17 protein-coding genes are annotated in these 22382 nt (G+C 70.7%); 10 read left to right on the forward strand and 7 right to left on the reverse strand.

The window, feature by feature from the left end:
• Positions 1 to 61 precede the first annotated feature (61 nt).
• Entirely contained in the window at positions 62 to 1465 is a 1404-nt protein-coding gene (locus tag AB0J33_RS08660; RefSeq protein ID WP_363611438.1) for a M1 family metallopeptidase, read from the reverse strand.
• Between the two features lie 322 nt (positions 1466 to 1787).
• Here AB0J33_RS08660 and AB0J33_RS08665 point away from each other — a divergent pair, with 322 nt between their 5' ends.
• Together AB0J33_RS08665 and AB0J33_RS08670 are read left to right on the forward strand one after the other, a co-directional pair.
• The gene (locus tag AB0J33_RS08665; protein ID WP_363611440.1) at positions 1788 to 2903 is read left to right on the forward strand and encodes a sugar phosphate isomerase/epimerase; all 1116 of its coding nucleotides are present in this window, start codon (positions 1788 to 1790) and stop codon (positions 2901 to 2903) included.
• Positions 2904 to 3115: 212 nt separating this feature from the next.
• Positions 3116 to 6433: a ThuA domain-containing protein gene (locus AB0J33_RS08670; protein WP_363611442.1), complete on the forward strand. Its 3318-nt coding sequence runs from the start codon at positions 3116 to 3118 to the stop codon at positions 6431 to 6433.
• A 67-nt stretch (positions 6434 to 6500) separates the two neighbouring features.
• On the opposite strand, the gene AB0J33_RS08675 is transcribed toward AB0J33_RS08670, so the two are convergent.
• Complete coding sequence (locus tag AB0J33_RS08675; RefSeq protein ID WP_091406427.1) at positions 6501 to 7619, reverse strand: GuaB3 family IMP dehydrogenase-related protein; 1119 nt, start codon at positions 7617 to 7619, stop codon at positions 6501 to 6503.
• A 30-nt stretch (positions 7620 to 7649) separates the two neighbouring features.
• On the reverse strand, positions 7650 to 9212 hold the full coding sequence (gene guaB / locus AB0J33_RS08680; RefSeq protein WP_363611444.1) for an IMP dehydrogenase: 1563 nt from the start codon (positions 9210 to 9212) through the stop codon (positions 7650 to 7652).
• A 209-nt stretch (positions 9213 to 9421) separates the two neighbouring features.
• Here guaB and AB0J33_RS08685 point away from each other — a divergent pair, with 209 nt between their 5' ends.
• Positions 9422 to 9841: a DUF5319 domain-containing protein gene (locus tag AB0J33_RS08685; protein WP_363611446.1), complete on the forward strand. Its 420-nt coding sequence runs from the start codon at positions 9422 to 9424 to the stop codon at positions 9839 to 9841.
• A 42-nt stretch (positions 9842 to 9883) separates the two neighbouring features.
• Here the strand turns inward: AB0J33_RS08685 and AB0J33_RS08690 are convergent, their stop codons facing one another.
• Positions 9884 to 10702 carry a response regulator transcription factor gene (locus AB0J33_RS08690; RefSeq protein WP_363611448.1) on the reverse strand — a complete coding sequence of 273 codons (819 nt, stop codon included), beginning with the start codon at positions 10700 to 10702 and terminating at the stop codon, positions 9884 to 9886.
• Positions 10703 to 10954: 252 nt separating this feature from the next.
• On the opposite strand from AB0J33_RS08690, the gene AB0J33_RS08695 reads away from it, so the two are divergent.
• On the forward strand, positions 10955 to 11338 hold the full coding sequence (locus AB0J33_RS08695) for a WhiB family transcriptional regulator (protein ID WP_091406539.1): 384 nt from the start codon (positions 10955 to 10957) through the stop codon (positions 11336 to 11338).
• 807 nt (positions 11339 to 12145) lie between these two features.
• On the forward strand, positions 12146 to 12730 hold the full coding sequence (locus AB0J33_RS08700) for a hypothetical protein (protein ID WP_363611450.1): 585 nt from the start codon (positions 12146 to 12148) through the stop codon (positions 12728 to 12730).
• 239 nt (positions 12731 to 12969) lie between these two features.
• On the opposite strand, the gene AB0J33_RS08705 is transcribed toward AB0J33_RS08700, so the two are convergent.
• From AB0J33_RS08705 to groES, 3 genes are all read right to left on the reverse strand, one after another.
• Complete coding sequence (locus tag AB0J33_RS08705; protein WP_363611452.1) at positions 12970 to 14790, reverse strand: molybdopterin-dependent oxidoreductase; 1821 nt, start codon at positions 14788 to 14790, stop codon at positions 12970 to 12972.
• A gap of 134 nt (positions 14791 to 14924) precedes the next feature.
• Complete coding sequence (groL, locus tag AB0J33_RS08710) at positions 14925 to 16565, reverse strand: chaperonin GroEL (protein WP_363611454.1); 1641 nt, start codon at positions 16563 to 16565, stop codon at positions 14925 to 14927.
• 70 nt (positions 16566 to 16635) lie between these two features.
• Positions 16636 to 16950, reverse strand: coding sequence for a co-chaperone GroES (gene groES, locus AB0J33_RS08715; protein ID WP_030330046.1), 315 nt, complete (start codon positions 16948 to 16950; stop codon positions 16636 to 16638).
• 259 nt (positions 16951 to 17209) lie between these two features.
• Here groES and AB0J33_RS08720 point away from each other — a divergent pair, with 259 nt between their 5' ends.
• The 5 genes from AB0J33_RS08720 to AB0J33_RS08740 all read left to right on the forward strand — a co-directional run bounded on the left by AB0J33_RS08720 (position 17210) and on the right by AB0J33_RS08740 (position 22377).
• A complete protein-coding gene (locus tag AB0J33_RS08720; protein ID WP_363611457.1) occupies positions 17210 to 18403 on the forward strand; it encodes a methyltransferase domain-containing protein in 1194 nt (397 codons plus the stop codon).
• A 29-nt stretch (positions 18404 to 18432) separates the two neighbouring features.
• Positions 18433 to 18912, forward strand: a complete 480-nt coding sequence (gene ybaK / locus AB0J33_RS08725; RefSeq protein ID WP_354974164.1) for a Cys-tRNA(Pro) deacylase — start codon at positions 18433 to 18435, stop codon at positions 18910 to 18912.
• A 178-nt stretch (positions 18913 to 19090) separates the two neighbouring features.
• Positions 19091 to 20185: a substrate-binding domain-containing protein gene (locus AB0J33_RS08730; RefSeq protein WP_363611459.1), complete on the forward strand. Its 1095-nt coding sequence runs from the start codon at positions 19091 to 19093 to the stop codon at positions 20183 to 20185.
• A gap of 114 nt (positions 20186 to 20299) precedes the next feature.
• Entirely contained in the window at positions 20300 to 21118 is an 819-nt protein-coding gene (locus AB0J33_RS08735; protein ID WP_363611461.1) for an ATP-binding cassette domain-containing protein, read from the forward strand.
• Positions 21115 to 22377, forward strand: coding sequence for an ABC transporter permease (locus AB0J33_RS08740; protein WP_363611463.1), 1263 nt, complete (start codon positions 21115 to 21117; stop codon positions 22375 to 22377). Before AB0J33_RS08735 ends, AB0J33_RS08740 begins: the two co-directional genes overlap by 4 nt.
• Positions 22378 to 22382: the final 5 nt, after the last annotated feature.

Below are 22382 nucleotides of genomic sequence, written 5' to 3' on the forward strand. Positions count from 1 at the left end.
CGAACGGGCGCTCACCGGCCGTTCGCAGCCGGCAGCATATCGACCGGCCCGCCCGGCCCGGTCAGGGCAGTGTGGGGGCCGACCCACCCACCAACCAGGCGTCGAAGAGCGGTCGCAGTTGCCGGTTCGCGACCCGCTCGGCAAGTGCGACGAGGTCCGAGGTGGTCGCGTTTCCCGCCGCCCGCTCGGTGGTCCAGGTGCGCAGGATGCGGAAGAACAGGTCGTCGCCGACGGTCCGGCGCAACGCGTGCACGGCGAGCGCCCCACGCTTGTAGACGGCCGTGCCGAACATCTGCTCCCGACCCGGCTCGACCGACGGCTGCGACCAGTCGGTCGCCGCGTACTGGAGTTCGAAGTTGCGCTGGGCGGTCCGGCCGCCGTCGTGCTCCTCCCACAGCCACTCGGCGTAGCTGGCGAAGCCCTCGTTGAGCCAGATGTCGCTCCACCTGGTCAGGGACACGCTGTCGCCGAACCACTGGTGGGCCAACTCGTGCGCGACCACGCTCGGGTTGGGCCGGTCGTCGGCGAAGAAGGCGGGCCCGTAGACCGGGCGGGACTGGGTCTCCAGCGCGTACCCGATCCGGTCGTCGGCGATCACGATCCCCCCGTACGAGTCGAAGGGGTACGGGCCGAAGCGGCTGGCCAGGAAGTCGACGATCGCGCCGGTGCGGGCCAGCGAGGTGGCCGCCCCGCCGGTCGCCGGCAGACTCGCGGCCACCGCCGTGACCATCGGCCGGCCGGCGTGCGTGCCGGTCACCACCCGGTAGTCACCGATCACGAGTGTGCTCAGGTAGCTGGCCATCGGGGCACGCTCCGACCAGCGCCAGGTGGTCCAGCCGTCGGCGCTGCTCTTCGGCCCGGGTGCGCCGTTGCTCAGCGCGGCCAGCCCGTCCGGAACGGTCACCGCCAGGTCGTAGGTGGCCTTGTCCGACGGGTGGTCGTTGACCGGGAACCAGGTGGCCGCCGAGTCGGGCTGGCCGAGCGCCACCGCGCCGTCGGCGGTGTGCAGGAAACCGCCGCTGCCCAACGCCCCGTCGTCGACGGCCGTCGGCACGCCCGCGTAGTCGACCGTCACGGTGAACGGCCGGTCGCGCGGCAGGCCGTCGTGGGGTGTCACCACCAGCTCGCCGTCGCCGCGCCGGTGCTCGGCCGCCGCGTCACCCACCTTGACGGCGCGGACCTCCAGCCCGACCAGGTCCAGATTGAACCGGGACAGGTTCTGGGTGGCGGTGGCGGTGATGACGGCCCGACCGGTCAGCCGGTCGGTCGACGGGTCGTAGCGGACGTCGAGGCCGTAGTGCGTGACGTCGTAGCCGCCGTTGCCGTGCCCCGGCACGTACGGGTCGCCGACATCGGCCGCGCCGGGCCGGAAGCCGTCGCGGTCGTCGCCCGTGCAGCCGGCCCCGACCAGCACGAGAACGCAGCTCAGCGCGGCGACGCCGACTCTCCGTCCGGTCCGGACCATGCGCACCCCCTGCGGTACCTCCGGTCAGGAAGAGCGTAGTCAGCGCCACCGGCCATGCAGCCGGTATCGACGATCATCAGTGACTTTCGTTGAATCGAGCGAAAGTTGCCGTCGATCGACACTTTCTTTCGACTAAGACCGACGTTAGTGTCTGTCTCCAAGATGTAACGTGCTCGGCACATTCAAACCGATCACGGTCGGGACGACACCTTCCGTCCTGGCCCAACACACCCAACGGGCGCTCGGCGGCGCCCCGCGACCGGATCTCGTCGCCCTCTGCTGATCGTTATCGACGGCAACCGCCGTCGCGAAAGGTGGAACCATGCCAGACCACACCGCCCCCGACGCCACCCCCACCGGCCGGCTCAGCCGTCGGTCCCTGCTCGCCGCCTCCGCCGGGGCCGCCGCAGCGATCGGCGCGGCCGGCCTACCCGTCCTCGCCACCGGCACCCCCGCGCTCGCCAACCCCGGCAACGCGAGCAAGCTGCGGGTCGAGCCGCTGATCCCGACCAAAAACCGCGGCATCATCCTCTACAGCGTCCGCGACCGGATCACCGCCGCGCCCGACGACAGCGGAGTGCCGTACGGCTTCGAGCGCGTCCTCGCCCGACTCGCCGAGATCGGCTACAAGGAGATCGAGTTCGCCGGCTACACCCAGAGCACCGAGATCCTCGGTCGGCAGATCACCCCCGCCGAGATTCGCAAGATCCTCGACGACAACGGTCTGGTGGCCAACGGCACCCACGCCACGATCCAGCCGGCCACCTTCCAGCAGCAGCTCGACATCGCCGAGGAACTCGGCATGAAGAACATCGGCACCGGCAGCGACCCGACCAGCAGCGCGTACAAGGCCGAGTGGGACGCCGCCGCGGACATCTGGAACGAGCTGGGCCGCCAGGCCCGAGCCCGGGGCATGCGGCTCTACACGCACAACCACGACGCCGCGTACAGCTTCCTGATCGACCGGGGTCCGCGCGACGCGCAGGGCCGGCAGACCCGCTCCTCCGGCATCCGCCGACTGGAGTACTTCTTCGAGATCACCGACCCGCGGTACGTCTTCTTCGAGCTGGACATCTACTGGGCCTACGTCGCCCGCTACAAGCACCAGAAGTACGTCAACCCGGCCGGCCAGGAGGTGACCGACCTGTTCGACCCGATCCTCACCGTGGCCGACCGGACCACCCGGTTCCCGCTCTTCCACGCCAAGGACGGGGACCGGGACACCAGCGTCCCCAACGGGTACCAGATGACCCCGCTGGGCGACGGCGACATCAACTTCCAGCAGTTCTTCCAGACCATCGGCGAGCGCAACTTCCACCACGCCAACTGGGAGATGGACACCGCCCCCGGCGGCACCGAGAACAGGGGCCAGTCGCTGGACTTCGCGGCGACCAGCTACCGCAACATGTCCGACCTGACCATCTACGTCGACAAGTGATCCCCGGCGCGACCGGTGTCCGGCGGACACCGGTCGCGCCCCCTCCGCCGGCCCCCCGCGCCGGCTCGGTGACGGGCCGATCGACACCGGCCCCCTCACCCCGCGCCTCCCGTACGGCGACGGGACGCGCCCGGTCCATCCCCCACGCAGACGTGCTGCCGGCCCTCCATGGGCTGGGGATGCCGCGCGTCTGCCGACCACCGGAGGAACCGATGCCCCGACCGACCGGACGACGATGGCTCGCCGTCGCCGCTGGACTGATCCTCACCATCCCCCTCACCTCCGCCGTTTCCGCGACCGCCGCACCGACAGACGACTTGGCCCCGACCACGCCGGCCGTGGCGGAGAACGGACCAACCGCGCTGCGCTCGACCGCACGTGCCCCGCAGACGTACCGGGTGCTGGTCTTCACCAAGACCGCCGGTGAGCGTCGCGCGTCCATCCCCGACGGTGTCGAGACCATCCGGCAACTGGCCCAGGCGAACGACTTCACCGTCACGGTGAGCCGGGACGCCGCCGTCTTCACCGCCGCCGAGCTGGCGAAGTACCGTGCTGTCGTCTTCCTCAACACCACCGGCGACGTGCTCAACGCCAGCCAGGAAGCGGCCTTCGAGGCGTACGTCAAGGCTGGCGGCGGTTACGTGGGTGTGCACGCGGCGGCCGAGACCGAGCCGGACTGGGCCTTCTACCAGGACCTGGTCGGCGCGAAGGTCGCCGGCGCCTCACCGGCCGTCCGTGGCGTGGTGGACGTGGCCGACCGGGCCCACCCGGCCACCGAGACGTTGCCGCGCACGCTCACCCTCACCGAGGAGTGGTACAACTTCAACCGCAACGTCCGGGGCGCCGCGCACGTGCTGGCCACGATCGACGAGAAGACCTACGCCGGTGGCGCCATGGGATACGACCACCCGGTCACCTGGTGCAAGGACCACCAGGGTGGCCGCTCCTTCTACACCGGACTCGGGCACAGCATCGAGACGTACCGCTCGGCGAGGTTCCGCGAGCACCTGCTCGGCGGCATCCAGTGGTCCGCCGGCGTGGTCGAGGGCGACTGCGGCGCGACGGTGCTCGGCAACTACGAGAAGGTCACCCTCAACGACGACCCGGGCGAGCCCATGTCGCTGGCCGTGCTCCCCGACGGCCGGGTGCTGCACAACACCCGGGGCGGTGAGGTGCGGCTCTACGACCCGACCACCGGCGCCAGTCCGGTGATCACCACCGTGGACGTGTACCAGCACGACGAGGACGGCCTCCAGTCGGTGGCCATCGATCCGGAGTTCGCGACCAACAAGTGGGTCTACATCTACTACGCGCCGAGGCTGAACACCCCGGTCGACGACCCGGCCACCCCCGGGATCAACGAGGGCGACGCCCCCGCCACGTCCACCGACCCGACCGTGTGGAACAAGTTCAAGGGCTACAACCAGCTTTCCCGGGTGAAGTTGGTGGACTCACCCACCCCGCGCCTGGACATGAGCACCGAGCAGCAGATCCTCCGGGTCGACGTGGACCGCGGCATCTGCTGCCATGTCGCCGGCGAGATCAAGTTCGATGGCAAGGGCCTGCTCTACCTGATCACCGGGGACGACACCAACGCCGGTGGCTCCGACGGATACACCCCGATCAACGAGTCACCCACCCAGGGGCCCGGCTATGACGCGCAGCGCTCCGCCGCCAACACGAACGACCTGCGCGGCAAGCTGCTGCGAATCAAGGTACGGGCCAACGGCACGTACACCGTCCCCAACGGCAACCTCTTCCCCGAGGAGAACGACACCGCCGGAAAGACCCGGCCGGAAATCTTCCTGATGGGGCTGCGGAACCCCTTCCGGTACGACGTGGACGCCAGGGGCATGGTCTACGTCGGCGACTACTCGCCGGACTCTCGCGTCCCCAGCGCCACCCGGGGACCAGACGGCACCGGCCGTTGGTTCGCCACCAACAAGGCCGGCAACTACGGCTGGCCCTACTGCTACTCACCGAGCCTGCCGTACATCGACTTCGACTTCGTGACCCGCACCTCGGGAGCCCCGTTCAACTGCGGCGCCCCGGTCAACGACTCACCGCGTAACACCGGGCTGCGGGTCCTCCCGAAGGTCGAGCAGCCGCAGTTCTGGTACACGTTCGACGCGCGCACCCCGTGTGCCGGGTCGTACCTGGAGACCCCGGCGGCCGGCTGCGACTTCAAGTGGCCGGTGATCGGCACCGGCGGCGTCGGCCCGATGGGCGGCCCGATCTACTCGTACGATCCGGCGTCGACGTCGGAGGTGAAGTTCCCCGAGTACTACCAGAACGCGGTGGTGTTCGGTGAGTTCACCCGAGACAAGATCTTCATGATGCGCACCGACGGCCGGGGCACCCTGACCGGCGTCGAGCAGTTCCTGCCGGGCGTCGTCTTCGACAACCCGATGGACATGGAGTTCGGCCCCGACGGCTCTCTCTACCTGCTGGAGTACGGCGACGGCTTCTTCCGTGCCAACCCGGACGCACAGCTGTCCGTGATCCGGTACGTCAAGGGCAAGCGGTCTCCGGTGGCGAAACTCGACGCCACGCCGACGTCGGGAGTTACGCCGCTGACCGTGCGGTTCTCCTCAGCGGGCAGCTACGACCCCGACCCGGGCGAGTCCATCTCGTACGCCTGGGACTTCACCAGCGACGGCACCGTCGACTCGGCCGACCCCAACCCGTCGTTCACCTACATCGCCAACGGGACGTACACCGCCAAGCTGACGGTGACCGACTCCAGCGGGAAGACGGCGGTCCTCACCAAGGAGATCGTGGTCGGCAACACCGCGCCCACGGTGACCGTCACGTCCCCGGTGTCCGGCAGCTTCTTCACCTGGGGCGAGAACGTGCCGTTCACCGTCACGGTGACCGACCCGGAGGACGGGCCGGTGGACTGCGCACGGGTGACCGTCACCTTCGTCCTCGGTCATGACAGCCACGGCCACCCGGACAGCTCCACGACCGGCTGCACCGGGACCCTCGCCACCCCCGCCGACGGCGGCGACCACGCCGGTGGCTACCTGTACGGCGGGATAAGCGCCTCCTACACCGACCTCGGCGGTGGCGGCCAGGCCGCACTCACCACGGTCGGCCAGGCGATCATCCAGACCCCTCGCCAGCAGGCCGAGAACGCCCAGGTGAGGCAGGGTGTGGAGGTGGCGACCACCGGCGACACCGGCGGCGGCCAGCACGTCAGTGGGATCGACCCGGGTGACCACGTCGCCTTCGACCCGATCAACCTGGGCGGGGTGTCCACCGTGACGCTGCGGCACTCGGGAGGCTCGGCGGCCACCGCCGGCACCCCCCGAGCCGGGGTGGAGCTACGCCTTGACTCGCCGACCGGTCCGGTCGTCGCCACGGCGGCGCTGAACGCCACCACTGGCAACTCCGCCTTCACCAGCACCACGGTGCCGGTGGACCAGCCCGCCGGGGCGCACCGGCTCTACCTGGTCTTCACCGCTGTGCCCGGCGGCCCGACCAGCGGCCTCGCCAACCTGAACTGGGTCGAGTTCACCGAGGGCTGACACCCCCGGTACGACGAAGGCCGGCCCCGCAGTGTCGCGGGGCCGGCCTTCCGGCGTCTGGGACCGGTCAGCGGTCGAGGACCAGACCGACCTTCTGGAACTCCTTCAGGTCGCGGTAACCGCACTTGGCCATGGCCCGACGCAGCCCACCGAACAGGTTGAGCTGGCCGTCGGCCTCGTCGGCGGGACCGAAGAGCAGCTGCTCCATCGACCCGAGCGGCTCACCGGAGACCTCGAAGGCGCCCCGGGGCAGCGACGGGTGACTCGCCGCCGAGTGCCACCAGGCACCACCGGCGGGCGCCTCGTCGCACAGCGACAGCGGCTCACCGAGCATCACCGCGTCCGCGCCGCAGCCGAGCGCCTTGGCGATGTCGCCCGAGGTCTGGATGTCGCCGTCGGCGATCAGGTGCACGTACCGGCCGCCGGTCTCGTCCAGGTAGTCGCGACGGGCCGCCGCGGCGTCGGCGATCGCGGTGGCCATCGGCACCCGGATGCCCAGCACCGACTCGGTGGTCGACCACTCGTCGCCACCGATGCCCACGATCACGCCCGCCGCGCCGGTACGCATCAGGTGCAGCGCCGTCTTGTAGTCCGTGCAGCCGCCGACGATCACCGGCAGGTCGAGGTCCGCGATGAACTCCTTGAGGTTCAGCGGCTCGTCGGTGGTCGACACGTGCTCGGCCGAGACGATGGTGCCCTGGATGACCAGGATGTCCACCCCGGCGTCCAGGATCACCGGAGCCAGCGCCAGGGTGTGCTGCGGGGAGACCCGCACCGCCACCGTGCCACCGCCGGCACGCAGCTCGCGGACCCGCTCCGCGATCAGGTCCGGGCGGATCGGCTCGGCGTACACCTCCTGGAGTCGCTTGGTGGCGCGGGCCTCCTCGTCGAGGCCGGCAAGCTCGTCCAGCACCTTCGTCGGGTTCTCGTAGCGGGTCCAGAGACCCTCCACGTTGAGCACGCCGAGGCCGCCGAGCTGACCGAGGCGCACCGCCGAGGCCGGGCTCATGGTGGCGTCGGAGGGGTGGCCGACGCACGGAATGCCGAACGGGTACGCGTCGAGCTGCCAGGACGTCGAGACGTCGTCGACGTCCCGGGTACGGCGGCTCGGCACGATGGCGATGTCGTCCAGGTGGTAGCCGCGCTGCGCGGTCTTGCCCAGCCCGATCTCGACCACGTCACGCATGGGGGACTCCAGGTGGTTGGGGGTGGTGGGTCAGCGGGTGTGGTAGTTGGGCGCCTCGACGGTCATCTGGATGTCGTGCGGGTGGCTCTCCTTCAGGCCGGCCGCGGTGATCCGGATGAGCTGGCCCCGGCGGTGCAGATCGGGGATGTTCTCCGCACCGGCGTACCCCATGGCCAGTCGCAGACCGCCGACCAGCTGGTGGGCCACCCGGGAGAGCGGCCCCCGGTAGGGCACCTGGCCCTCCACGCCCTCGGGGACCAGCTTGTCGTCACTGAGCACGTCCTGCTGGAAGTACCGGTCCTTGCTGTACGACTTGGCCTGGCCCCGGGACTGCATCGCGCCGAGCGACCCCATCCCGCGGTACGTCTTGAACTGCTTGCCGTTGACGAAGATCAGCTCACCGGGGCTCTCCTCGCAGCCGGCGAGCAGGCTGCCGAGCATCACCGTGTCGGCGCCGGCCACCAGGGCCTTGGCGATGTCGCCGGAATACTGGATGCCACCGTCGCCGATCACCGGCACACCAGCCGGGCGGGCGGCCCGAGCCGCCTCCATGATCGCGGTCACCTGCGGCACCCCGACCCCGGCGACGATCCGGGTGGTGCAGATCGCGCCCGGGCCCACGCCCACCTTGACGCCGTCGGCGCCAGCGTCGACCAGCGCCTTCGCGCCGGCGTACGTGGCCACGTTGCCGCCCATGATGTCGACCGTCACGTCGGCCTTGAGCCGGCGGACCATGTCCAGCACGGCCCGCTGGTGACCGTGCGCGGTGTCCACGATCAGCACGTCGACGCCCGCGTCGACCAGGGCACGGGCCCGCTTGTAGGCGTCCTCGCCCACCCCGATGGCCGCCGCCACCCGCAGCCGGCCGGCGTCGTCCTTGCTGGCGTCCGGGTACTGCTCGCTCTTGGTGAAGTCCTTGACCGTGATCAGGCCACGCAGCCGGCCCGAGTCGTCCACGATCGGCAGCTTCTCGACCTTGTGCTGACGCAGCAGCGCCAGGGCCTCGTCCTTGCTCACGCCGACCCGGGCGGTGATCAGCGGGGTGTGCGTCATGATCTCGCGGACCGGAGTGTTCGGCTCGGTGACGAAACGCATGTCCCGGTTGGTGACGATGCCGACCAACTGACCCTCACCGTCCACCACCGGGACGCCGGAGATGCGGTAACGCCCGCACAGCTCGTCGACCTCGCGCAGGGTGTCGTTCGGGCTGGCGGTCACCGGGTTGGTGATCATGCCGGACTCGGAGCGCTTGACCAGGTCGACCTGGAGCGCCTGGTCCTCCAGGGAGAGGTTGCGGTGCAACACGCCGATGCCGCCCTGGCGGGCCATGGCGATGGCCATCCGGGCCTCGGTCACCGTGTCCATCGCGCTGGACAGCAGCGGAATGGACAGCTCGATGTTGCGGGTGAGCTTCGTCCGGGTGTTGACCCGACTGGGCACCACGTCCGACTCGCCCGGCTGAAGCAGCACGTCATCGAAGGTGAGCCCGAGCGGAACCACCCGCGCGGAGCCGGCCGGCAACTCGGGCAGGTGGCCGCCCAGGTCGGCGTGCTCGACGCCGGCCGGAAGATCGGTGCTGGGCGAATTTTCCACGATTGCTCCCCTGAGCTGCTCGGATGGGCTTCAGCGAGGTGGCGCGGGCGGGCACCGGAGCGCACCACGGTGCCGGCACGTCGCTTCATCGTACCCAGTGAGCTGGGCGACCCCTCCGTGGCGGGCCGGCTCGGCCCTCCGTGGCGGGCCGGCTCGGCGCGGAGGCCGGGGGGCGGACGTTCGCGCCGCGTTGGGTCTACGGTGAGGGGGTGCACGACGAGCCCATCGACCCGTTCAATGGCGACCCGGCCGATCCGACCGCGGGTCTGGATGACCCGGGCGATGACGCGACGCCGGATCCGCTGACCGACGTCGAGCGGCAGGACGTGCTGGAGGACCTCGCCGATCTGGAGATCTACCAGGCGCTGCTGGCCCCGATCGGGGTGCGCGGGCTGGTCATCGAATGCGAGGACTGCCGCGAGCCGCACTACTTCGACTGGGACCTGCTGCGCGGCAACCTGCGGCACCTGCTCAACTCAGGGCGGCCCCGGGTGCACGAGCCCGCGTACGACCCCGACCCGGACCACTACGTGACCTGGGACTACGCCCGGGGTTACGCGGATGGGGTGCACGACACCCTGTCCGAGGGCACCGAGGACGAGCCGGGCGCCCCGACAGCCACCGCGTGACGCCTGCCGCCCAGCGGGTCCGGCTTCCGCGCGGCGGGTAGGTCAGGCGACCAGACCCGCCCGGAACCCCGCCGCCACCGCGTGCGCCCGGTCCCGAGCGCCAAGCTTGCGGAACAACCGCCGGGCGTGCGTCTTCACGGTGTCCTCCGAGACGAACAGCTCCCGGCCGATCTCCGCGTTGCTCTTGCCCTCGGCCATGCCGAGCAGCACCTGAAGTTCCCGCTCGGTCAGACCGATCGACGCCCGGGTGGGCCGACTGTTCGGGGCGGGACGGGCGGCATCGGTCTGAGCCGCCCCCGACTCGCCGGTCGCCGCCTCCGGCTCGTCGTCGCCCCGCTGCACCGGCACCGACGCCAGACCGGCCGGCCCGTCACCGGGCGTGGCCGCCCAGCCGGGCTCGCCGGAGCCGCGTGGCGACGGCCCGGAGCGACCGGAACCACCCACCGCCGCGGCGTCGCGGACCGGATCGGTGATCCGCTGCCGGGAGGCACGGCCGGGGGCGGTGAGCAGCAGCAGGGCCTTCGCCACCGCGCTGGTCAGGTCATGGTCGACATTCTGGATGAGGCCCCGGGCACCGGCGCTGATGGTGGCGGCCGCGGCCTCGGACTCCTCGGTGCCGAGCAGCAGCACCGCCGCCTGCGGCGCACGCGCCAACACCCGGCGGACGAAGCCGGCGCTGTCCGGCCGGGTGAGGGCCGTGTCGGCCAGCACCACGTCGGCCGGGCGCTCGGCCAACCGCAGCATCACCTCGGGATCAGAGACGGCGGTACGAACGATCGCGGACAACCCCAGCCGCGCGGCAGCAGAAGTAAGGTGCTGGGCCGCGAGTGGTGTCCGAACGCACACAAGAACGGTACGCACTGTGGTCTCCTCTCCGCCCACGAGCAGACCATGACCCGGTCGGCTGGGGAGGGGGTTCCCGGCAATCCTTCGAACTTTTCCGACAGATGGGGCAAAAGCCGCAATTTCCGGGACGTTTTCGATCACACACGTGTGAGTTGACGACAGCCCGGGTACCGGGAGATCCAGGCCGGGACGGTGCGCCTGCGCGGCCCGCCGCCCGGATGCCGGCCACAAGGATTCTCGCGGAGCCGCGCGGGAGGAGGGGTGCTGATGTCGAACGTACGTAGACTGCCCGGACCCATCGTCGATCTCTGGGACTGGCAGCGACTCGGTGCCTGCCGAGGGCGCGACAGCGCACAGTTCTTCCACCCCGACGGCGAACGCGGCTCCTCTCGGCTGCGTCGGGAGTCCGCCGCCAAGTCGGTCTGCCGCGCCTGCCCGGTTCGCGCCGAATGCGCCGCGCACGCACTGTCCGTGCGCGAGCCGTACGGGGTGTGGGGCGGGTTCAGCGAGTCGGAGCGCCTGCGCCTGCTCGCCGTCGGCTGGGAGGACCTGGCGGACCGCCGGCACGCCCGGGTCGACGTCGCACGGCTGGAGGCCCGGCTGGGCCGCCCGCACAAGTCGACCGTTCCGGCACAGCGCAACGTCGCCTGACCCGACCACGACCCTGACATCCGCGAACCGCGCCTCCGCTCCGGAAGCGCGGTTCGCGCGGTTTCACCCGTTCCGCCGGGTTCCGAGCTTCGCCTACTCGCCGAAGGTTCGGGAAAAGGGCAAGATCAACACGAGGTTCTTGAAGTCGGGGCGTCCCGGTGGGCGGGATGCCCCGATTTCAGCAAAACCGAGTGGATCAAGGCATGGGCGCGCGAGTCCGACGGGCGGACTGACGACGTCGTGGGGGATTTGTCCGGTCTGCGGTCCTGTGGCTTGCCTTGTGCTGCGGCCCGCGCGTGGTCTGTGACACTCCGTCCTGTGACCGGTCGCACCCGTGGGCCGGAATCGTGGCCGGCCCGGGGTCGTTACACACCCTGACGATCGCAGCACCACCGGCTCGCTCCCGCCCTCACGGGGTGCAGGTCACGCGGGTTGGAATGCCAACCGGCGCCGGGTCGTTGCAGTCCCCACGACCGACCGGACACCGCCACGATGGGGTGCCGGCAGGTGGGCCACGGAATGACCCCGGCCCCCCGGTCATTGCAGTCCCCACGACCGGCCCGCTTCGGGCACCGCCCGAGCTAGGGGCCAGCCCCCCGGAATGACCCCGGCCCCCGGGTCGTTACACACGGTCCCGGCGCCACGAGCCCCCGCTCGTCAGGCCGCCGACCCCGACGCCAAGTAACCGTAGGCGTCACCCCCCAGACTTTCCCCTTGTTTGTGCAGCGCCGGACGAGGTGCTCACACCCTGACCGCCGTCCCCCTGTTTGGCGGCCGGGGTGTCCTACCCCCGAAGGAGCTACCCCCATGAACACGATCATGCGTAAGAGCATGCTGTCCGTTGCTGGTCTCGCGTTCGCCGGTGGTGTGTTCGCCGGCCCGATCGCCGCCCACGCCAACCCGGTCGATGCCAAGCCCGTCGCGGTGGCGGCGCAGGCTGACAAGCCCGACACCAGCAAGCTGATCCCGCACGGCACCCAGGGCGACCAGTCCCGCATCACCCTGAACGACGAGCAGAGCGCCAACGCCAAGGCGATCATCGCCGCCACCAAGAAGGCCGGTCTCCCGGAGCGGGCCGCGGTCATCTCGATCGCGACGAGCCTGCAGGAATCGAAGCTGGACAACCTGGGCCACCTCGGCGACATGAACGACCACGACTCGCTGGGCCTGTTCCAACAGCGCCCGAGCTCGGGTTGGGGCACGCCGGAGCAGATCACCAACCCCGAGTACTCGACGACCGCGTTCCTCAAGGGCCTGCGCCAGGTTGACGGCTGGCAGGACATGCCGCTGACCCAGGCCGCCCAGACCGTGCAGGTCTCGGCCTACCCGGACGCGTACGCCCAGTGGGAGCAGCAGGCCGCCGACCTCGTCGGCCAGTACTGGAACAGCTGACCCACACGAGAACAGCAGGACACCGACCGCTGGCCGGCACCCACCACCGGGTGCCGGCCAGCGGCCTTTCCACGCGCCCGAACCGCAGATCCTGGGTACCGGCCTGAAGCAGGCTCAACCGGTGGTTGCCCGCACGGTCTGATCGGGGGCTGCGGGGGCCGACCTGGCGGCACCGGCACCGGTGTCCGAGCAGTTCGTCGATGCCGCGAACCCGGGTGGCGCGACGCTGGGCCGGTGGGTCAGCGGACGGTGACGGTGACGGTGTGCCAGCCGGTGGCGCCGTTCGGGGCGACGTCCTGCGTACGCTCGGTCTGGGTTTCGCCGGTCGCGTCCGTCGCTCGGACCTGGAGCCGGTGCTCGCCCGGCGTGGCGTCCCACCGCCAGGACCACTGCACCCAGGTGTCCACCGACACGGTCGGAGCCAGCTCAGCCTGTTGCCAATCCTGGTTGTCGACGCGTACCTCGACGCGGCGGATGCCCCGGTGCTGCGCCCAGGCCACACCGGCGACGGTCACCGGCCCGGCGGTCAGTCGGTTGCGCCCTCGGGGCGTGTCGATCCGCGACTGGGTCTTGATCGGGCCCTGGGCCGACCAGCCGCGCGGCACCCAGTACGCGTCGAAGTCGGCGAACCGGGTCAGCTCCAGTTCGGTCACCCACTTGCAGGCCGACACGTAGCCGTAGAGGCCCGGCACCACCATTCGGACCGGGAAGCCGTGCTCGACCGGCAGCGGCTCGCCGTTCATCCCGACCGCCAGTAGCGCGTCCCGTCCGTCGCGCAGCGCGGCGGTGGGGGTGCCGCAGGTCCAGCCGTCGACCGATCGGCCGACGACCTGGTCGGCGTCGTCGTCCGGCTCCACCTCGTCGAGCAGCTCCCGCAGGGGTACGCCGAGCCAGCGGGCGTTGCCGATCAGGTCCCCACCCACCTCGTTGGAGACACAGGCCAGCGTGACGTACCGCTCGACCAGCGGCCGGGCCAACAGATCCGCGTAGCTGTAGGTGCGCTCCTTGCCGACCCGCCCGTGGATCCGCAGCCGCCAGGTGTCCGGGTCGACCTGCGGCACCACCAGTGCGGTGTCGATCCGGTAGAACCCGAAGTTCGGGGTGACGTACGGCGCGAGCTGGGTCAGCGCGAGATCCGCGCCGGCCGGCACGGCCGGTGCGGGGGCGACCGGCGCGGGTAGGCGGATGGCGTTCCGGGCTGCCGACACGCCGCGCCGACCGGCCAGCCATCGCCCGCCGAGACCGGCCACCACGGCTGTGCCGAGCAGCACCCCGCTCCCGGTGAGGAACCGCCGCCGTGACTCCGGGTCGACTCCCGCGGGCCCGACCCCCTCGTCCGCCGCCGTCGGTACGGAGGGAGTCACCGGCACCGGCGCGGCCGGAGACACCGGCAGGCTCTCGGATGCCGGCGGGGCTTCCGTCGGCGGCTCACCCTGCGACGCTGGCCCCGAGTCGGCGGACGGCACCGGGACGACAGGCGGCACCGGCCCGATGGGCGACGCCGAACCGACAGGCGGCACCGAGCCGGCGGGTGGCACCGAACTGACAGGCGGCACCGAAGCGGCAGGCGACGCCGGGCCGGCGGACCGCGTGGTCGGTGTGGGTGGTGACCAGGACCAGGGGTCCAGCTCGAACGGCCCGGCGATGAACAGCCAGAGCACCACTGCGCCGAGACCGGCGCCGACCAGCGACGGCAGCGCGTCGGCGAGGTCCGCTCCGGAGCGGGTCAAGGCGGCGGCCACACCGATGACGCCGAACAGCGCGATGCCGGCCAGGCCGAGGGCCAGCCGACGAACCGCGAGTACGCCGAACAGCGCGGCGAAGCCTCCGAGCAGCAGGGCCGTGCCGACCAGCAGCGCGATCTTGTCAGCGGTGCCGAAGAGGTCGATGGCGAGTTGCTTCAGCGACTCGGGGACGGCGTCGACGACGACCCCGCCGACCGCGACCAGGGGCGCCGACCGGGGGCCGGTCAACACCGCGACCGGTTCGGCGATCCCGATCGCGACGGCGGCGGCGGTGATCCCGGCCAACGCGGCGTATCGCCGTGACGTGGTGCTCATCGGCCCAGTGTGCGCGATCATGCTGCCGGGTCGCCAACAACGTCAGCGTTCGGTAAGACCCGGCAGCGACCGCAGAACGAGCCGGGGCACACCGCCGTACGACGGTGTGCCCCGGGACGGGTGTCGCTACCGGGTCAGAAACCCGGGCCGTGCTGGTGGCCGTGACCGTGGCCGTGCCCGCCGGCGGCGGCCGGCTCGGCCTGCTCCGGCTTCTCCACCACGAGGCTTTCCGTGGTGAGCAGCAGACCGGCGATCGAGGCGGCGTTGGTGACCGCGTTGCGGGTCACCTTCACCGGGTCGATGATGCCGGCCTTGACCAGGTCGACGTACTCGCCCTTGGCGGCGTCGAGGCCGTTGCCCCACTCGAGGTCGGCGACCTTCTGCGTCACGACGTAGCCGTCGTGACCGGCGTTCTGGGCGATCCAGCGCAGCGGCTCGACGAGCGCCTTGCGGACGACCGAGACGCCGACCTTCTCGTCACCGGTGAAGCCCAGGTCGTCGTCGAGCACCGAGAGGACCTGCACCAGGGCGGCGCCGCCGCCGGGCACGGTGCCCTCCTCGACCGCAGCCTTGGTCGCCGCGATGGCGTCCTCGATGCGGTGCTTGCGCTCCTTCATCTCGACCTCGGTGGCCGCGCCAGCCTTGATGACGGCGATGCCACCGGAGAGCTTCGCCAGCCGCTCGGCCAGCTTCTCCCGGTCCCAGTCGGAGTCGGAGGCCTCGATCTCCTTGCGGATCTGGGCGACCCGGTCGGCGACGTCGGCCTTCTGGCCACCGCCGTCGACGATCGTGGTGTTCTCCTTGTCGACCACGACGCGCCGAGCGGTTCCGAGCACCTCCAGGCCGACCTGGTCGAGCTTGTAGCCCAGCTCCGGGGCGACCAGCTCGGCGCCCGTGGAGATCGCGATGTCCTGGAGCATCGCCTTGCGCCGGTCACCGAAGCCCGGGGCCTTGACCGCGCAGACCTTGAGGGTCTTGCGCAGCGAGTTGACCACCAGGGTGGAGAGCGCCTGGCCGTCCACGTCCTCGGCGATGATCAGCAGGGGCTTGCTGTTCTGCAGGACCTTCTCCAGCAGCGGCAGCAGCTCCTCGATCGCCGAGATCTTCTGGGTGGTGACCAGGATGTACGCGTCCTCGAGGACGGACTCCTGGCTCTCCAGGTCGGTGACGAAGTTCGGCGAGATGAAGCCCTTGTCGAACTGGAGACCCTCGGTCACGTCCAGCTCGGTGGTGAGCATCGAGCCCTCCTCGACGGTGATGACACCGTCGCGGCCGACGCGCTCCATCGCCTCGGCGATGAGGTCGCCGATGGTGGAGTCCTGTGCGGAGATCGTCGCCACGTTCGCGATCGACTCCTTGCTGGTGACCTCGGCGGCACGGCCGAGCAGCGCCTCGGAGACCTTGGTGGCCGCCGCGTCGATGCCCCGCTTGAGGCCGGCCGGGTTGGTCCCGGCGGTCACGTTGCGCAGACCCTCGCGAACCATCGCCTGGGCCAGCACGGTCGCGGTGGTGGTCCCGTCGCCGGCGACGTCGTTGGTCTTCGTCGCCACCTCCTTGACCAGCTGCGCGCCGAGGTTCTCGTACGGGTTGGTGAGCTCGATCTCCTTGGCGATGGTCACACCATCGTTGGTGATCGTCGGCGCACCGAATTTCTTGTCCAGGACGACGTTGCGCCCGCGCGGGCCGAGGGTGACCTTGACCGCGTCCGCGAGGGCGTTGACACCGTGCTCCAGCAGGTGCCGGGCGTCGTCCGAGAAGCTCAGGATCTTCGCCATTAATGTCCCTTCGAAGCGCCATTGCCCCGGCCCGGCGAGCCGGACCGGGGCAGTGGCACTGATCGGTTGGTTACTTCTCGATGACCGCGAGGACGTCGCGGGCGGAGAGCACCAGGTACTCCTCGCCGGCGTACTTGACCTCGGTGCCGCCGTACTTCGAGTAGAGGACGGTGTCGCCGACCTGGACGTCAACCGGAACCCGGTTGCCGTTGTCGTCGACGCGCCCCGGGCCAACAGCGAGGACGGTGCCCTCCTGCGGCTTCTCCTTGGCGGTGTCGGGGATCACGATGCCCGACGCCGTGGTGGTCTCAGCCTCGTTCGCCTGGACCACGATGCGGTCCTCGAGCGGCTTGATCGCAACCTTGGTCGCGGTAGTCACGGGCATACCCTCCTGGGGTACTGGTTTCGTTGCTGGCCAGCGGGGCTGACCAGCGTCAATCTGCCTCATGCCACCGGGCGGGGCCGTCGTCGCGGGTGCCGGTCCGCCTGGCGTGCGCACCCGGGTCGCGAGACCCGGAAGCTGGCACCCTCAGGGTGAGAGTGCTAATCGCAGGTTATTCCGTAGCTAGCACTCCGTCAAGGAGAGTGCCAGCGCGTCGCGCCCCGCCAGGCAGGATTTCCGGGTCGGCCGGGACAATGGCCTTGTGGATCTCGATCAGCTGGCGGCGCTGCGTACCCCCGAGGGGTCGGCCGCGCTCACGGCGGCGGCCGGGCTGGCCGGCGGTGATCCACTGGCCGCGGCGTCGGCGTTGCGCGCGGCCGGGGTGCCACCGACGCTGGCCGCGGCGGCGCTCACCCAGGCCGAGCTGCGCCACCGGGCGGTGGGCAAGTTCGGTGCCGCCGCCGCCGGGATGTTCCTCACCCGCCCCGGCCTGGAGCAGGCCACCCGCCGGGTGGTCGCCGACCGTCGGGCCGCCCGGCTGTCCGCGGCCGGCGTGCGCACCCTGGCCGACCTCGGGTGCGGGCTCGGGGCCGACGCGCTGGCCGCCGCCCGCGCCGGCATCCGGGTGTACGGGGTGGAGGCCGACCCGGTGACCGCGGCGATGGCCGCCGCCAACGCCGAGGCGGCCGGGCTGGCCGAGCTGTTCACGGTCGAGTGCGGTGACGCGACCGCGTTCGACGTGTCGCGGGTCGACGGGGTCTTCTGCGATCCGGCCCGACGCAGCACCGGCACCGGGCGACGGATCTTCGACCCACGCGCCTACTCGCCACCGTGGGATTTCGTCACCGGGCTGGCCGAGCGGGTGCCGCGCACGGTGGTGAAGGTGGCACCGGGCCTGGACCACGCGCTCATTCCGGCCGGCGCGGAGGCGGAGTGGGTCGGCGTGGACGGCGACCTGGTCGAGGCCGCGCTGTGGTGCGGCGAGCTGGCGGAGGTGCCCCGCCGCGCCACCCTCTACCGCCAGCAGGGCACCGGAGCCCGCCACCAGCTCACCGGGTCGGGTGCCGCCGAGGCACCGGTCGGGCCGCCGCGCCGCTACCTGTACGACCCGGACCCGGCCGTGGTCCGCGCGCACCTCGTCGCCGAACTGGCCACCGAGCTGGACGCCACCCTGGGCGATCCGAGCATCGCCTACCTCTACGCCGACCAGCCGGTCCGCACCCCGTACGCGCGCTGCCTGGAGATCACCGACGTTGTGCCGTTCTCGCTCAAGCGGCTGCGGGCGCTGCTGCGCGAGCGTCGGGTGGGCCGGGTGGAGATCCTCAAGCGGGGTTCGGCGCTCACCCCGGAGCAGCTGCGGCGTGATCTGCGGTTGAACGGGGACGCGGCGGCGAGCCTGGTGCTCACCCGCGTCGACGGCGCACCGACGGTGCTGATCGGCCGGCCGGTCGATTAGCACCTGACACAGGCACTAACCTCGTCGCCGTGGCGGGACAGGGCACGCCGGCGACGGCACTGTTGGTCAAGCGCGGGATCGCGCATCGCACCCATCCGTACCGGGTGGCGCCGGACGCCCCGAACTACGGCGCGTTGGTGGCGGTGGCGCTCGGCGTGGCACCCGAGCGGGTGTTCAAGTCGCTGGTGACCGAGGTCGACGGCGCGCTCACGGTGGCGGTCGTTCCGGTCACCGGCGAGCTGGACCTCAAGGCGCTCGCGGCGGCGGTCGGCGGCAAGCGGGCGGCACTGGCCGATCGGGCGGTCGCCGAGCGGGCCACCGGCTACGTACGCGGTGGGATCAGCCCGCTCGGGCAGCGTCGGCGGTTGCCCACGGTGCTCGACGAATCCGCGCTGGATCTTCCGACGATCTACGTCTCGGCTGGTAGACGCGGCCTGCAACTCGAACTGGCGGCGGCGGATCTGGTGGCGCTGACCGACGCTCGCACCGCGCCGTTGCAGACCCGCTGACGACCGCCGTTACATCGGCTCCTGGGTGGGATACCCGGGGAGTAACAGTCGCGTTGCTGAATTGTTATCGCCCCCAACAAACTAGGTAGCTGCGCGGTCTTGTGGAGCCGGTGTGACGCGAAATACGTTGCCGGGCACAACAAAACAACACCTCCCCCACCCCGAAAGGACCCTGCACATGCGTAAGGGGATCCTCACCATTGCCGCCGTGGGCCTGCTGACGACCGGCGGGCTGACCGCCTGTAGCGACGACTCCGGCTCCGGGTCGGCCGGCTCCGACAAGACTCCCAAGATCGGCGTGATCCTTCCGGACAGCAAGTCCTCCGCCCGCTGGGAGACCGCGGACCGTCGCTTCCTGGAGGAGGCGTTCAAGGCCGCCGGCGTCCAGTACGACATCCAGAACGCCCAGAACGACAAGACCGCCTTCCAGACCATCGCCGACCAGATGATCACCGGTGGCGTCACCGCCCTGATGATCGTCAACCTGGACTCGGGCACCGGCAAGGCCGTGCTCGACAAGGCCAAGTCGCAGGGCGTCGCCACCATCGACTACGACCGGCTCACCCTCGGCGGCTCGGCCCAGTACTACGTGAGCTTCGACAACGAGACCGTCGGCAAGCTCCAGGGCGAGGGCCTGTCGAAGTGCCTGACCGAGAAGGGCGCCAAGAACCCCGTCGTGGCGTACCTGAACGGCTCCCCCACCGACAACAACGCCACCCTGTTCAAGGCCGGCTACGACTCGGTGCTCAAGCCGAAGTTCGACGCCAAGGAGTACGTCAAGGGCCCCGAGGACGCCGTGCCGGCCTGGGACAACGCGCAGGCCGCGACCATCTTCGAGCAGCAGCTCACCAAGGCCAACGGCAAGATCGACGGCGTGCTGGCCGCCAACGACGGTCTCGGCAACGCGGCCATCTCGATCCTGAAGAAGAACAAGCTCAACGGCAAGGTGCCGGTGACCGGTCAGGACGCCAGCACCGAGGGCCTGCAGAACATCCTCGCCGGTGACCAGTGCATGACCGTCTACAAGGCGGTCCGGGAAGAGGCCAAGGCGGCCTCCGACCTGGCCATCGCGCTCGCCAAGGGCGAGAAGAAGGACACCGGCCAGACGGTGAAGGACCCCGAGGGTGGCCGCGACGTGCCCTCGGTGCTGCTCACCCCGAAGGCCATCTACAAGGACACCATCAAGGACGTCATCGCCGACGGCTACGTGACCAAGGAAGAGGTCTGCGCCGGGGCGTACGCCAAGCTCTGCGGCGAAGCCGGCATCAGCTGACCGACGCCGTAGTACCCGCCGCGACGAACAACGCCGCCCGGCACGGGAGCACCCTCCCGTGCCGGGCGGCGCCCGCCGGACGGGCCCCGACCCTCCCTTAAGAAGGAGACCCCCGTGTCCGCGACCCCCCTGCTGGAACTCCGCGGGATCGACAAGAGCTTCGGTCCCGTCCAGGTGCTCCGCGACGTCGCCCTGACCGTCCACCCGGGAGAAGTGACCGCACTCGTCGGCGACAACGGCGCCGGTAAGTCGACCCTGGTGAAGTGCATCAGCGGCATCCACCCCACCGACGCCGGAGAGTTCCTGTTCAACGGTGAACCGGTACACATCGGCAGCCCCCGCGACGCCGCCGCGCTCGGTATCGAGGTCGTCTACCAGGACCTCGCGCTCTGCGACAACCTGGACATCGTGCAGAACATGTTCCTCGGCCGGGAGAAGCGCAACGGCATCGTCCTGGACGAGCCGACCATGGAACAGCTAGCCGCCGAGACACTCGCGGGGCTCTCCATCCGCACCGTCACCTCACTTCGCCAGCACGTGTCCAGCCTGTCCGGCGGCCAGCGCCAGACCGTGGCCATCGCCAAGGCGGTGCTGTGGAACAGCAAGCTGGTCATCCTTGACGAGCCGACCGCGGCGCTCGGCGTGGCACAGACCGCCCAGGTGCTCGAACTGGTCCGCCGTCTCGCCGACAACGGCCTGGCCGTGGTGCTCATCTCGCACAACATGAACGACGTCTTCGCCGTCTCCGACCGGATCGCCGCGCTGTACCTCGGCCAGATGGTCGCCCAGGTGAAGACCACCGACATCACCCACGCCCAGGTGGTCGAACTGATCACCGCCGGGCGCTCGGGCGGGCTCGGCCTCGCCACCGACCCGGGCAGCAACGGCGACGGCCCGCAGCCGGCCGACTCGATCTCAGGAGGCGTCCGATGACCACCACCGCCGTGCGGAAGGACGGCCCCGCGGCCGTCACACCGCCGCCGACCGTCGGGAGCCACGCCCGCAACTACCTGAGCCGGGTACGCGGTGGCGACGTCGGGGCGCTGCCGGCCGTACTCGGTCTGATCGTGCTCTGCACCGTCTTCGCGGTCATGCGGCCGTCGTCGTTCCTGTCGGCCGGCAACTTCGCGAACCTCTTCACCCAGGGCGCGGCGGTCACGCTGATCGCGATGGGCCTGGTCTTCGTGCTGCTGCTCGGCGAGATCGACCTCTCCGCCGGCTTCGCCAGCGGCGTCTGCGCGGCGGTGCTGGCCAACGTCGTCACCGTGCTCGGCTACCCCTGGTGGGTCGCCGTGCTCGCCGCGGTCGCCACCGGCGTGGTCATCGGCACCACGCTCGGCATGCTCGTCGCGAAAATCGGTATCCCGTCCTTTGTGGTCACCCTCGCCGGCTTCCTCGCCTTCCAGGGCGTCGTGCTGCTGCTCGTCAAGGAGGGCACCAACATCTCCGTCCGCGACGAGGTGCTGGTCGCCATCGCCAACCGCAACCTCGCCCCCACGGTGGGCTGGGCGCTGGCCGCCCTCGCGGTCGTCGGCTACGCCGCGGTGCAACTGCTGCGCCACCGCAACCGGGTCGCCCGTGGCCTCATCACCGACCCGCTCGCGGTGGTGGCGCTGCGGATCGGCGGACTCGCCGTCATCCTCGGCACCGCGGTGTACGTGCTCAACCTCGAACGCAGCCGCAACGTCGTGATCAGCTCCCTCAAGGGCGTGCCGATCGTGGTGCCGATCATCGCGGTGCTCCTGATCGTGTGGACCTTCGTCCTCCAACGAACCAGCTACGGCCGGCACATCTACGCGGTGGGCGGCAACCGGGAAGCGGCCCGCCGGGCCGGCATCGAGGTCGACCGGATCCGGATCTCGGTCTTCATGATCTGCTCGTCCATGGCGGCGATCGGCGGCATCGTGGCGGCCAGCCGAGCCAACTCGGTCGACCCGAACACCGGGGGCAGTAACGTACTGCTCTACGCGGTCGGCGCAGCGGTGATCGGTGGCACCAGCCTCTTCGGTGGCAAGGGCCGCGTCCTCGACGCCGTGCTCGGCGGCGCGGTGGTCGCGGTCATCGAAAACGGAATGGGCCTGATGGGGTACAGCGCGGGAGTCAAGTACGTGGTCACCGGCGTTGTGCTGCTGCTCGCCGCCAGCGTCGACGCGCTCTCCCGCCGCCGCGCGGCAGCAACCGGCACCCGCTGACCGCG

The organism is Micromonospora sp. NPDC049645 (genome assembly GCF_040675155.1).
Taxonomy (GTDB): domain Bacteria; phylum Actinomycetota; class Actinomycetes; order Mycobacteriales; family Micromonosporaceae; genus Micromonospora.